The sequence below is a fragment of the Pseudomonas sp. D3-10 genome (assembly GCF_051132175.1).
GTDB lineage: Bacteria > Pseudomonadota > Gammaproteobacteria > Pseudomonadales > Pseudomonadaceae > Aquipseudomonas.
Window position 1 is genome coordinate 4,137,474 of the sequence record NZ_CP071668.1, and the last position, 13,187, is coordinate 4,150,660.

A 13,187-nucleotide genomic window follows, 5' to 3' on the forward strand; every position below is an offset into this window, starting at 1 on the left:
AAGCTCATAAGTTTTTTTTGGAATAACTGTTATGAGAAATTCTTCTTAGGTTTTTCCTAGGATGTTCTTAGCTGTGTTGTTACAAGGTTGAAACGGTTTTGATCTTTTAAACGTCAATATTCTGGCGACAACAAAGTACAACAGACCTCAGGAGAAGCACCCCATGCGCGTTCTTACCCCCCTCTGCAGCGCGGTTCTACTGGCCATGGCCTGCTCCTCTCAGGTTCAGGCGATGTCCCTGACCGAGGCGATCCAGAGCACCATCGCGACTCACCCGGAACTGGCGCAACGGGTAGACAGCCGTCTGTCGGCCAACGAGGACGTGAAGGTCGCCAGAGGAGGCTTCTTTCCGTCGGTGGATTTGAACGCCGGTTATGGCCGTGGCTACAGCGACAACACCAATACCCGGGCACTGGGCAACCATCACACCAACATCCTGACCTACACCCAGTCGGAGCTGCGCCTGCGGCAGATGATCTTCGACGGTTTTAATACCGCCAATGAAGTGGAACGTACCCAGGGCGTGGTCAATTCCCGGGCCTATTACGCCCAGGGCACCGCGCAGGATCTGGCGCTGCGGACCATCGAGGTCTACCTGGAAGTGCTCAAGCGTCGCGAACTGGTGACCTTGGCCAAGAACAACCTGCAAGCGCACCTGCGCGTCAATGACCAGATCGGCCTGCGCACCGAGCGCGGCGTGGGCAGTACCGCCGACTCCGATCAGTCCAATGCACGTCGGGCCCTGGCGGAAAACAACTACGACACCGCCCAGGTCGACCTGGCGGACGCGGAAGCAAATTTCTACAGCGTGGTCGGACGCATGCCCGATGAGCTGGAAACCCCACCGTCCACCAAAGGCGAGATCCCCGTGGACCTGCGCGAAGCCCAGCAAAGCATGGTGGATAACAACCCGTACCTGAAATCGGCCCAGGCCGACATCCAGTCCGCCGAAAGCCAATACGAGGTGGCGAAATCACCGTTCTATCCGCGCTTCGACGCCGAAGCAGCCGTGGGCGCCAACAACAACCTGGGTGGCGAGGAAGGCCACGACAACAACTGGCGGCTGGGCGTGGTGATGAACTACAACCTGTTCCGCGGCGGCAGCGACAAGGCGCGGCTGGCATCCAACGCCCACCAGATCAACCAGGCGATGGACATCCGCAACAACGCATTGCGCCAGCTCAACGAAGACACCCGCCTGGCCTGGAACGCAATGCTCAACGCCCGCAAACAGACCCCGACCGCCCGGGAATACGCCGACACCACTTCTCGTGTGCGCGCGGCTTATCAAGATCAGTTCGGCCTCGGCCAACGCACACTGCTTGACCTGCTCGACAGTGAAAACGAGCTGTATAACGCCAACCGCCGTTACACCGAGGTGCGCTACACCGAGGAATACTCGATGTACCGGGTGTTGGCGAACATGGGCCTGCTGCTGCAGAAACAACGGATCGTGCTGCCGGCCGATGCGGTCGCGCAGACCGAAGTCAAGAACCAGGCACGGCTGCCGGAACTGAAGTAATCCAGTGGGAGTGATCAGCATGACCCGCATGGAACCGGCAATTCCCGGCACCGACCCGCGCTTGAACTTCGATGATCCCTTGCTGGACGGCTTGTTGATCCTCTGCAAACTCCATGGCGCGACCGTCAGCCGCGCCAGCCTCAGCGCCGGGCTTCCTATGGCGCACCAACGTCTGAGCCTGGACCTGCTGCCCCGCGCAGCGGCCCGGGCCAGTTTGCAGGCGCGGCTGTTGCGCCGCGAGCTGGGGGATATATCGGCGCTGAATTTGCCAGTGATGCTGATCCTCGCCGGGGGCCGCTGCGCGATATTGCGGCGCTGGGGCGAGGACGGTCGCGCGCTGATCCTGCCCAGCGAGGCCGATGGCGGTGAACAATGGGTCAGCCGCGAGGAACTGACCACCGATTACAGCGGCCAGGCGCTCTTCGCCCGGCCGCGCCATGAGCTTGAAGACCTGCGCGCGCCCCTGGTGCCACGGGTCGAAGCGTGGTTTCGCGACACCTTGAAACTGTCCCGCTGGCTGTACAGCGACGCAATCCTGGCCAGTTTCCTGATCAATCTGCTGGGCTTGATGGTGCCACTGTTCGTCATGCAGACCTACGACCGCGTGGTGCCGAACCAGGCCACCTCCACGTTGTGGGTGCTGGCCGTCGGGCTGTTGATCGGCACCGGTTTCGAGCTCGTGTTGCGGGTGGTGCGTGCTCATCTGCTGGACACCGCTGGCAAGAAAACCGACGTGATTCTTTCCGCCACCCTGTTCGAGCGCATCACCGGCATGGCCATGAAAGCCAAGCCGGTGACCATCGGCGGATTCGCCCAAAGCATCCATGACTTCCAAGGGCTGCGGGAGTTTCTTACCGCCGTGACCCTTACCAGCCTGATCGACCTACCCTTCGCCCTGCTGATGCTGGTGGTGATTGGGCTGCTGGGCGGTTGGCTGGTGGTGATTCCGGTGGTGGCGTTTCCCATCACCGTGGTATTCGCGATGATCATCCAGGCGCGCCTGCGCGACACCGTGCAAAAAAGCCTGGCCCTGGGCGCCCAGCGCCAAGCCCTGCTGATCGAAACCCTCGGCGGCCTGGAAACCCTCAAGGCCTGCAGCGCCGAAAGCGAACGCCAGCATCAGTGGGAAAGCACCCACGGCGCCCTCACCCGCCTCGACAGCCATGCGCGCAATCTTTCGGCCCTGGCGACCAACGGCACGTTGTTCCTGCAACAACTGGCGGGCATGGCGACCATCGTCGCCGGGGTCTACAGCATCATCGCCGGCAACCTCAGCGTCGGCGCACTGGTGGCGACTTACATGCTCGGCAGCCGCGTGCTGGCTCCGCTCGGGCAGATCGCCGGGTTGATCACCCGCTACCAGCAAGCGCAGCTCACCATGCGCAGCACCGATGCCCTGATGGCCTTGCCCCAGGAGCGCGACGCCAAGCAGCGCCCGCTGGACCGAACCCAATTGCAAGGTGCCCTGGACGTCAGCGGCATCACCTTCCATTACAACGGCCAGGACGCTCCGGCGCTGGCCGATGTCAGCTTCAGCCTCAAGCCCGGCGAACGGGTCGGGATCATCGGTCGCAGCGGTTCGGGCAAAAGCACCCTGGCGCGGCTGGTGATGGGGTTTTATGCGCCGGAGCAAGGCCAGTTGCTGCTGGACGGCCTGGACTTGCGGCAACTGGACGTTGCCGACTTGCGTCAGCAGATCGGCTATGTCGCCCATGACTTGCCGCTGCTGGCCGGCAGCCTGCGGGACAACCTCACCCTCGGCGCGCGTTACATCAGCGACGGGCGCATGCTGGAAGTGGCGGAACTGACCGGCGTTACCGAATTGGCCCGTCAACATCCCCAAGGCTTCGACCGCCCGGTGGGCGAACGCGGGCAACTGCTGTCCGGCGGCCAACGCCAGGCCGTGCTACTGGCCCGGGCCTTGTTGCTCGACCCGCCGATCCTGCTGCTGGACGAACCCACCAGCGCCATGGACAACAGCAGCGAAGACACTCTGCGCCAGAAGCTTCATACCCATGTGCAAGGCAAGACCGTGCTGCTGGTCACCCACCGTACCTCGATGTTGAGCCTGGTTGACCGGTTGGTGGTGCTGGATAACGGGCGGATCGTGGCGGACGGACCGAAGGACGCGGTGATCGATGCGCTGCGCAAGGGACGGGTGGGCTCTGCTGCGGTGTAGAAGCCAACACATAATCTGTTTGGTCCGGGGACAGGGTTAACACTGTGGCGAGGGAGCTTGCTCCCGCTGGGCTGTGAAGCAGCCCCAGAACCACTCACCTCGGTGTATCTGACAGACCGCATCGACTGGTTTTGCGATGGCTGCGCCATCGAGCGGGAGCAAGCTCCCTCGCCACAAGAAGCAGCATCCAGCTCTATTTCATTTAACCAACGGGTACCGCCCATGTCTGCTCAAACATCCGATTCAGCCGCCCGAAGCTACTTCGGCAGCTTCAGCAAAAGCGCTGAAAGCGAGTTCATGCCGGAAACCGCCGGTGCCACGCTGCAGGACTCGCCCCGTCGCTCGCGGGTCACTGTCTGGCTGGCGGCCGGGCTGATTGTCACTGGGCTGGTCTGGGCGAAACTGGCGGTCCTGGAGGAAGTCACCACCGGCGAAGGCAAGGCGATTCCATCGAGCAAGATCCAGGTGATCCAGAACCTGGAGGGCGGCATCGTCACCGAGATTTTCGTGCGCGAAGGCCAGATGGTGAACAAGGGCGACACCTTGCTGCGCCTGGATGACACGCGGTTCCTATCGAACAAGGGCGAGAGCGAGGCCGACCGTTATGCGTTGATGGCCCAGGTCGAACGCTTGTCGGCGGAGGCCGAAGGACGACCATTGCAGTTATCCAGCGAAGTGACCGGCAAGGCGCCACAAGTGGCCGAGGACGAGCGTGCGCTCCATGAGCAGCGCCAGCGTCGCCTGGCCAGCGAGCAACGGACCTTGACCGAACAATTGCGGCAGAAAACCCAGGAACTGGCGGAGTTTCGCTCCAAGCAAGGCCAATTCAGCTCGGCACTGGCGTTGCTGCAGGAAGAGATGAACATGTCGGCGCCGCTGGTGCGTACCGGGGCGGTGTCGCCGGTGGAGATTCTGCGGCTCAAGCGCAGCGCGGTGGAAATCCGCGGCTCGCTCAACGCCACCACCCTGGCGATCCCTCGGGCCGAGTCGGCCATCAATGAGATCAAGAGCAAGATCGACGAATCGGAACAGACCTTCCGCTCCGACGCGGCCAAGGAACTCAACGAGAAACGCACGGAACTGTCGAAAATCACCGCCTCCAGCATCGCCATCGATGACCGCGTGACCCGCACCACCGTAGTCTCGCCGGTGCATGGGGTAATCAAGCAAATGAAGGTCAACACCATCGGCGGCGTGGTCCAGCCGGGCAGCGACATGATCGAAGTCGTGCCCTTGGAAGACAACCTGCTGATCGAAGCCAAGGTCCGCCCACAGGACGTCGCCTTCCTGCACCCAGGCCAGAAAGCCATGGTCAAGTTCAGCGCCTACGACTACACGATCTATGGTGGGCTGAGCGCCAAGCTCGAGCTGATCGGCGCCGACACCATCACCGACGACAAGGGCAACAGTTTCTATTTGATCCAGGTGCGCACCGATAAGAACCACTTGGGTGGGGATGCGAAACCGTTGCTGATCATTCCGGGGATGGTGGCGACAGTGGACATCATCACCGGGGAGAAAAGTGTGTTGGACTACCTGCTCAAGCCGGTGTTGAAGGCGCGGACCGAGGCGATGCGCGAGCGGTAATCCGAATCTACGCCGATCTCGTGGCGAGGGAGCTTGCTCCCGCTGGGCTGCGCAGCAGCCCCAAGACCATTCACCTCGTTGTGTCAGGCAGACCGCGCCAGCAGGTTTTACGACGGCTGCGCCCGAGGCGTCGGACCGGCCGAGCGGGAGCAAGCTCCCTCGCCACAGGGGTCTCTATACCCCTCCATGGTTCTTCTGGTAAGTCTCCTCCCCCATCGCCGCAATCTGCCCCTCGATCAACGCCTCGAACGGCCGCAACAACGGCTCGAAACTCACCGGTGTCTCAAGCGTCTGCAACGCCTGGGCGATCGCCTCCACCGTCGACAACGCCCCTGGCCCTGGCGCCTTGCGCAAACGATAGCGGGACACGCCGCCGTCGGCCAAGGTCACCCTTGGCAGTGCCGCCAGCAGCGGGTTGAGGTGCAGTAACTTGCGGGCCTTGCGCCAGGTGCCGTCAGGAGCGACCAACAGCAGCGGCTCATCGCAGGGGGTGTAGGCTTGCAGCGGCTGCGCATCGTCGGCGGGAAACAACAACCGCGCCCGGTAACCCGGTTGATCGAGCAGCCGTGACAGATCCTCGAACACCTCGCCCACGATCAATTCGGCATTGTTGAGCCCCAACGCCGCCAGCCGTGCGGTGTTCAAGGCATGGTTCACCTCGCTGGGATGCTGTAACAGCAACACGCGGGTGCGGCTGTCGAGGCTGGGGATCAAAGGGCACAGGCAATGGCTTTGCGGCCTGAGGCAACGTGGGCAGTGGATTCTGGACATGGTCAGGCCTGGTTCAGTTGAGCTTTGAGCAGATCACGGAAGGTCTGGATCAGCGGCTCGCGGCTGCGGCCACGGCGCACGATCATAGAGAACGGCGCCTGATAACCAAACGTCGCCGGCAGCAGCACGCGTAAATCGCCCTTGTCGACCCAGGCCTGAGCGTAATGTTCGGGCAGATAACCGATGTAGGCGCCCGACAGTACCAGGATCAACTGTGCCTCCATGCTTTCCACTGTCGCCGCGCTGTGCTTGAAGCCATGGCGGGCCAGCTCGGCCTGGCTCCAGTAACCGCGTCCGACCATGCGCTGCTGGGTGATGAGTTGCTCCGGGATACGTCGTTCACCGAACAACGGGTGGCGACTGCTGCAATACAACCAGTGCTGCTCGCGGTACAGCGGCATGTAGACCAGCCCACTCATGCGCGTGGAAAACGCGCCGATGGCCAGGTCCAGGCGGTTGTCCTGGACGCCGAGTTGCAATTCGTAAGGGCTCAGGACCGACAGGTGCAGATGCACCGCCGGGTGTTCCTGACTGTACGCGCCGATGGCTTCGGCGAACGGCAAGGCTTTGTCGCTCACCGTGGAATCGATCACCCCCAGGTTCAGGGTGCCGCGCAACTCGCCCTTGAGGGCCGCAGCATATTGCTCGAAGCCTTCGAGTTCGCCGAGCAGGCGCAAGGTTTCCTGATGGAACAACTCGCCCTTGCTGGTCAGGCTGAACCCACCCCGCCCGCGATGACAGAGCACCAGGCCCAGGGCCGATTCGAGTTGGCTCATGTAGGTACTGATGGCGGATGTGGAGAGGTTGAGCTCGTGCTGCGCGTTGGCAAACCCCTGGTGCCGGACCACGCTGACGAAGATGCGCAGCAGTTTCAGGTCGGGTAGAGCGTTGGCCATGGGGGTCTCCGAATTACTCAGGGCTTAGTAGCGCTCTTGTGGCGAGGGAGCTTGCTCCCGCTCGATGGCGCAGCCGTCGCAAAACCTGCCCACGCGATCTACCTGATACACCGAGGTGAATGGTTTTGGGGCTGCTTCGCAGCCCAGCGGGAGCAAGCTCCCTCGCCACAGGGGGCATCATGTCCGCTACAACTGCGCCGGATCGGAGTCTATCGCCCCGCCCGCCATTAGTTTAGAAAAATCTGAACTAAGTATTTGCCGCCAGCGATTCTTCACGGCACAGGCTTTTCGCAGAATCGGCCCCTGATAAATAAAACAAACGATGAGGCCCTACCCGTGGACAAGATTCTTCACCAACCACTGGGCGGCAACGAAATGCCGCGCTTCGGCGGCATCGCCACCATGATGCGACTTCCCCACGTGCCCACCGCCGCCGGCCTGGACGCTGCCTTTGTCGGCGTGCCGCTGGACATCGGCACGTCCCTGCGCGCCGGCACCCGTTTCGGGCCGCGCGAAATCCGCGCCGAATCCGTGATGATCCGCCCCTACAACATGGCCACTGGTGCCGCGCCGTTCGACTCCTTGTCGGTGGCGGACATTGGCGACGTGGCGATCAATACCTTCAACCTGCTCGATGCCGTGCGAATCATTGAGGAGTCGTACCACAAGATCCTCGAACACAACGTCATCCCGCTGACCCTGGGCGGTGACCACACCATCACCCTGCCGATCCTGCGGGCCATCCACAAGAAACACGGCAAGGTCGGCCTCGTACACATCGACGCCCACGCCGACGTGAACGACCACATGTTCGGCGAGAAAATCGCCCACGGCACCACCTTCCGCCGCGCCGTGGAAGAAGGGCTGCTCGATTGCGACCGCGTGGTGCAAATCGGGCTTCGCGCCCAGGGCTATACCGCCGAGGATTTCAACTGGAGTCGCAACCAGGGCTTTCGCGTGGTCCAGGCCGAAGAGTGCTGGCACAAATCCCTGGCACCGCTGATGGCCGAAGTGCGCGAGAAAGTCGGCGGCGGACCGGTGTACCTGAGCTTCGACATCGACGGCATCGACCCGGCCTGGGCGCCAGGCACCGGCACCCCGGAAATCGGCGGCCTGACCACCATCCAGGCAATCGAAATCGTCCGCGGCTGCCAGGGCCTCGACCTGGTCGGTTGCGATCTGGTAGAAGTTTCGCCGCCGTACGACACCACCGGCAACACCTCGCTGCTGGGCGCCAACCTGCTGTACGAGATGCTCTGCGTACTGCCCGGCGTGGTTCATCGCTGAGGCGCGGCCATGAACGATCGAGATCAAGTCCTCGAAGCCGCCGCCGATCTGGTGTCGGCCTTCGCCCGCAACGATCGCGAGGCTTACTTCGGTGCGTTCAGCACCGATGCGAGCTTCGTGTTCCACACCCTCGAACAGCCGCTGCTGTCGCGCGATGCCTACCAGGCGTTGTGGGATCGCTGGCGGTCCGAGGATGGCTTCGAGGTGCTGAGCTGCACCTCGAGCAACGCCTTCGTCAGCCTGCAAGGGAACGTGGCGATTTTCATCCATGACGTGGCCACCGAGCTGCGCATGCAAGGGGAGCTTCACTTTAGCCAGGAGCGCGAAACCATCGTGTTTCGCCAAGAACAACAAGGCCTATGGCTGGCCTGTCATGAACATTTGTCCGCAATGCCGGAAGGGCTGCCACCCCCTTAGCCAAGCAGGCGACGTTCACGCACGATGAACGCGCCTTGATGATCGGAGCAGATCATGAATAACAATAACGATAAAAGCCTTACGCAGATTGAAACCAACGGGGTCGAGCAGATCCCGGACCATGAACGAACCGCCGGCCCGGGTGATCTGTTTCGACTGATCTTCGGCGGCGCCAATACCTTTGCCACCGCCGTGCTCGGCAGTTTCCCGGTGTTGTTCGGCCTTTCGTTCCAGGCCGGGGTCTGGGCGATCGTGCTGGGGGTGTTGGTCGGTTCGATCATCCTTGCGCCGATGGGCCTGTTCGGCCCGCTCAACGGCACCAACAACGCGGTTTCGTCCGGCGCGCATTTCGGTGTTCACGGCCGGATCGTCGGCTCGTTCCTGTCGCTGCTGACCGCTATCGCGTTCTTCTCCCTGTCGGTATGGAGTTCGGGGGACGCGCTGATCGGCGGCGCCAAGCGGCTGGTCGGTGTGCCGGAAACCGACTTGAGTCTGGGCCTGGCCTACGGCCTGTTCGCCCTGCTGGTGCTGACGGTGTGCATCTACGGCTTCCGCTTCATGCTGTGGGTCAATCGCATCGCCGTGTGGGCCGCGAGCCTGTTGTTCCTGCTGGGCATCTTCGCCTTCGCGCCGAGTTTCGACAGCCAGTTCGCCGGCACGGTCGCCCTCGGCCAAACAGGCTTCTATGCCGCCTTCATCGGCGCGGCACTGGTGGCCATGAGCAACCCGATTTCTTTCGGTGCCTTCCTGGGTGACTGGTCGCGCTACATTCCGCGAAATACCCCCAAGCGACACATCATGCTGGCGGTGATTGCCGCTCAGTTGGCAACGCTGATCCCGTTCCTGTTCGGCCTCGCCACCGCCACCATCGTGGCGACCAAGGCGCCGGACTACATCGCGGCAAACAACTACGTGGGCGGGCTGCTGGCGGTTTCGCCGGGATGGTTCTTCCTGCCGGTGTGCCTGATAGCGGTGATCGGTGGCATGTCCACCGGCACCACGTCGCTGTATGGCACGGGATTGGACATGTCCAGCGTATTCCCACGGGTGCTGTCGCGGGTCAAGGCGACGCTGTTGATCGGCGTCATGTCGATTGCCTTCATCTTCATCGGCCGCTTCGCGGCAAACCTTGTGCAGAGCGTCTCGACCTTCGCCGTGCTGATCATCACCTGCACCACGCCGTGGATGGTGATCATGATCATCGGGCTGCTGGTGCGCCGCGGCTTCTACTGCCCGGATGACCTGCAAGTGTTCACCCGAGGCGAGACCGGCGGACGCTACTGGTTCAGCCACGGCTGGAACTGGCGCGGTCTGGGAGCGTGGATTCCCAGTGCATTGGTCGGGCTGTGCTTCGTCAACTTGCCGGGACAGTTCGTCGGGCCGCTGGGTGAATTGGCCGGCGGGATCGACATCAGCCTGCCGGTGACCCTGGGGCTGGCCTCGGTGGTGTACCTCGCGTTGCTGGGGCTGTTTCCGGAACCGGCGGCGGTGTATGGGCCGCAGGATCCGCGGAGCATAGCGCCGCTCACGAAACCAGCGCTCCGGCAGGCCGCCTGACTGACAAATTCCGTGGCGAGGGAGCTTGCTCCCGCTGGGCTGCGCAGCAGCCCCGGTTTTCTGAACTGAAAAGCGACGACGGCTGCGCCGTCGAGCGGGAGCAAGCTCCCTCGCCACCAACGCTCGTTCGCCAGGGACGGCAGCACTTCATCCCGTACATAAAAAATAAAATCGGAGACACGCCATCATGGCCTTGGATTTAATCGTCGTTCTCATCTACGCCACCGGCATGATCGCCCTCGGCTGGTACGGCATGCGCCGCGCCAAGACCCGTGACGACTACCTCGTCGCCGGACGCAACCTCGGCCCGGGCTTCTACCTGGGCACCATGGCCGCCACCGTGCTCGGCGGCGCATCGACCATCGGCACCGTGCGCTTGGGCTATGTCCATGGCATTTCCGGATTCTGGCTGTGCGGCGCCATCGGCCTGGGCATCGTCGGGCTGAGCCTGTTTCTCGCCAAGCCGTTGCTCAAGCTCAAGATCTATACCGTGACCCAAGTGCTAGAGCGCCGTTACAACCCGGCCGCACGCCATGCCAGCGCATTGATCATGCTGGTCTACGCGCTGATGATCGGCGCCACCTCGACCATCGCCATCGGCACGGTCATGCAGGTGCTGTTCGGCCTGCCCTTCTGGGTTTCGATCCTGGTGGGCGGCGGCGTGGTGGTGCTGTATTCAACCATTGGCGGGATGTGGTCGCTGACCCTGACCGACATCGTGCAATTCCTGATCATGACCATCGGCCTGGTGTTCCTGCTGATGCCCCTGTCCATCAGTGACGCGGGTGGCTGGGACGCGATGGTGGTGGCCTTGCCGGCGCGCTATTTCGATTTCACGGCCATTGGCTGGGACACCATCATCACGTACTTCCTGATCTACTTCTTTGGCATCTTCATCGGCCAGGACATCTGGCAGCGGGTGTTCACCGCCCGCAGCGAAGGCGTGGCAAAAGTCGCCGGCACCGCCGCCGGCCTGTATTGCGTGCTCTACGGCCTGGCCGGTGCGCTGATCGGCATGGCCGCCAAGGTGCTGCTGCCGGACCTGGAAAACGTCAACAACGCCTTCGCCAGCGTGGTGCAACACAGCTTGCCCAACGGGATACGCGGTCTGGTGATCGCCGCGGCCCTCGCGGCGCTGATGTCCACTGCGGCGGCGGGTCTGTTGGCGGCCTCCACCACCGTGGTCCAGGACCTGCTGCCGCGTCTGCGCCAGGGTCGTGAAAGCGGCAACGGCGACGTCCATGAAAACCGCATCGCAACCCTGCTACTGGGCGCCGTGGTCCTGGCGATCGCCCTGGTGGTGAGCGACGTGATCAGCGCCCTGACCCTGGCCTACAACCTGCTGGTGGGCGGCATGCTGGTCCCGCTGATCGGCGCCATTTACTGGAAACGCGCTACCACGGCCGGCGCGATTACCAGCATGTCGCTGGGCTTCGTGACCGCGCTGTTCTTCATGGTCAAGGATGGCCTGGACGCGAATACGCCGATCTATTACAGCCTGAGCGTGGCATTGGTGAGTTTCGTGGTGGTCAGCCTGCTTTCGCCACGGTCGAATGTGGTGCCAAAGGCGGCTTGATCGTCAACTCTCGGCAAGAAGAGATTCCTGTGGGAGCGAGCTTGCTCGCGATGACGGCGGTACATTCAACATGGATGCATGCCGGTCACCGCTATCGCGAGCAAGCTCCCGCCCACAGGTTCTGTCTTTCAGAAATAAAAAGATCGCAGCTGCGGGCCATCTCGACTGAAATGGTCCGCAGCTGCGATCTCTCCAAATTCGGCGGTGTTTACCGGCGGCGCGGCTGGCGGCGGCGTTGCTCATCGTCAGTGCGGATCGGTATCGGCTGCATGGGCGGCTCGATCAGGCCGAGCGCGACACCCAAGTCGTGAAGCCAGTTCTGGATTTTCTCTTTCATCGTGGTGCCCCCTCAGGTGGTGCGAGCGGCAGATTTCTGTGGCCCCTTCGCACTGATAATAGTCCGAAGTCCTACGCAATGCTCGTTACAGATTGCAATGATCTGTTACTGAATTGATCCGAATCCCAGGCTGTGAGTTCAAGCCGATTGCGCCGTCATCATTGGCGCCCGCGGCCACGCTTGTTGTTGCATCTCAATCCAGGCGTTCAGGTTGGCTCCGACCATGCCTTTACGCCACATCAACCACGTTGTCGCATTCGCAAATGGCTCGGCCAGTGGATGGACCATCACACGCTCGCGCCCCGGCAGGCTGGCGAGCATCGACTCGGACATCAGCGCCACCCCGGACCCGGCGATGACACACGCCAGCATCCCCTGGTACGACTCGATCTCCATCGCCCGCCCCATGGTTGCATGATCATGGGCAAACCAGGCCTCCAGGCGCATCCGGTACGAACAGCCCCGGCGAAAGGTGAACACTGCGCGGCCTTGCACGTCCAGCGCACCGCGTACCGGTGCGTGGTCAGCCTCGGTGATCAGCACCAGCCGCTCGTCGCACAACGGCACGCCATCGAGCCCCGCCAGTTCCAGCGGGCCGTCCACCAGCGCCGCGTCGAGGCGATTGGTGAGCAGGCCTTCAAGCAATTCGCCACTTGGCCCCGATTGCACTTGCAGGTTCACCGCCGGGTAGGCCCGGTGATAAGCCGCCAGCAAGTCAGGCAAATGCGTCGCTGCCGTGCTGTACATGGTGCCGAGCAGGAAATCCCCGGCCGGCTGACCGCCCTGCACCGCCGCGTGGGCTTCGTCATGCAGGGCAAACAGCTTGGTCGCATAGTCCAACAGGACTTTTCCCGCAGGCGACAATTGCAAACGCTGACGCTCTCTTAGGAAAAGATCCACGCCCAACTGCTCTTCGAGCTGTTTGAGCCGCGTCGACAAGTTCGACGGCACCCGATGCAAGCGCTCGGCAGCCCGGGTGATCGAACCTTCCTCGGCCACGGCCTGGAAAATCCTAAGTTGGCTGAACTCCATGACCTTCTCCAAAAAAGAACAAGTTA

The 13,187-nt window shown here is 62.4% G+C and carries 11 protein-coding genes; 7 read left to right on the forward strand and 4 right to left on the reverse strand.

The annotated features are described in order from the left end of the window. The first annotated feature begins 163 nt into the window (after positions 1-163). The 3 genes from J3P90_RS18510 to J3P90_RS18520 all read left to right on the forward strand — a co-directional run bounded on the left by J3P90_RS18510 (position 164) and on the right by J3P90_RS18520 (position 5,288). Positions 164-1,522, forward strand: coding sequence for a TolC family outer membrane protein (locus tag J3P90_RS18510; protein ID WP_420767423.1), 1,359 nt, complete (start codon positions 164-166; stop codon positions 1,520-1,522). Positions 1,523-1,541: 19 nt separating this feature from the next. After that, positions 1,542-3,701, forward strand: coding sequence for a type I secretion system permease/ATPase (locus tag J3P90_RS18515; protein WP_420767424.1), 2,160 nt, complete (start codon positions 1,542-1,544; stop codon positions 3,699-3,701). A gap of 222 nt (positions 3,702-3,923) precedes the next feature. Then, positions 3,924-5,288, forward strand: a complete 1,365-nt coding sequence (locus tag J3P90_RS18520) for an HlyD family type I secretion periplasmic adaptor subunit (protein ID WP_420767425.1) — start codon at positions 3,924-3,926, stop codon at positions 5,286-5,288. A gap of 174 nt (positions 5,289-5,462) precedes the next feature. Here J3P90_RS18520 and J3P90_RS18525 read toward each other — a convergent pair whose 3' ends face one another. Beyond that, positions 5,463-6,059 (reverse strand): tRNA-uridine aminocarboxypropyltransferase, encoded by a 597-nt coding sequence (locus J3P90_RS18525; protein ID WP_434675190.1) that lies wholly within the window; start codon positions 6,057-6,059, stop codon positions 5,463-5,465. Positions 6,060-6,061: 2 nt separating this feature from the next. Continuing rightward, a complete protein-coding gene (locus J3P90_RS18530) occupies positions 6,062-6,955 on the reverse strand; it encodes a LysR family transcriptional regulator (RefSeq protein WP_420767427.1) in 894 nt (297 codons plus the stop codon). 336 nt (positions 6,956-7,291) lie between these two features. Between J3P90_RS18530 and speB the strand changes: the two genes are divergently transcribed. From speB to J3P90_RS18550, 4 genes are all read left to right on the forward strand, one after another. Next, positions 7,292-8,242 carry an agmatinase gene (gene speB, locus J3P90_RS18535; protein ID WP_420767428.1) on the forward strand — a complete coding sequence of 317 codons (951 nt, stop codon included), beginning with the start codon at positions 7,292-7,294 and terminating at the stop codon, positions 8,240-8,242. 9 nt (positions 8,243-8,251) lie between these two features. Continuing rightward, a complete protein-coding gene (locus tag J3P90_RS18540) occupies positions 8,252-8,659 on the forward strand; it encodes a YybH family protein (protein WP_434675191.1) in 408 nt (135 codons plus the stop codon). A 54-nt stretch (positions 8,660-8,713) separates the two neighbouring features. Beyond that, positions 8,714-10,216 carry a purine-cytosine permease family protein gene (locus J3P90_RS18545; RefSeq protein WP_434675192.1) on the forward strand — a complete coding sequence of 501 codons (1,503 nt, stop codon included), beginning with the start codon at positions 8,714-8,716 and terminating at the stop codon, positions 10,214-10,216. A 187-nt stretch (positions 10,217-10,403) separates the two neighbouring features. Continuing rightward, positions 10,404-11,792: a sodium:solute symporter gene (locus J3P90_RS18550; protein WP_434610202.1), complete on the forward strand. Its 1,389-nt coding sequence runs from the start codon at positions 10,404-10,406 to the stop codon at positions 11,790-11,792. 208 nt (positions 11,793-12,000) lie between these two features. Here J3P90_RS18550 and J3P90_RS18555 read toward each other — a convergent pair whose 3' ends face one another. After that, a complete protein-coding gene (locus J3P90_RS18555; RefSeq protein ID WP_256222727.1) occupies positions 12,001-12,129 on the reverse strand; it encodes a PA1414 family protein in 129 nt (42 codons plus the stop codon). A gap of 138 nt (positions 12,130-12,267) precedes the next feature. After that, on the reverse strand, positions 12,268-13,161 hold the full coding sequence (gene ptrR, locus J3P90_RS18560; RefSeq protein ID WP_434675193.1) for a putrescine utilization regulator PtrR: 894 nt from the start codon (positions 13,159-13,161) through the stop codon (positions 12,268-12,270). Positions 13,162-13,187: the final 26 nt, after the last annotated feature.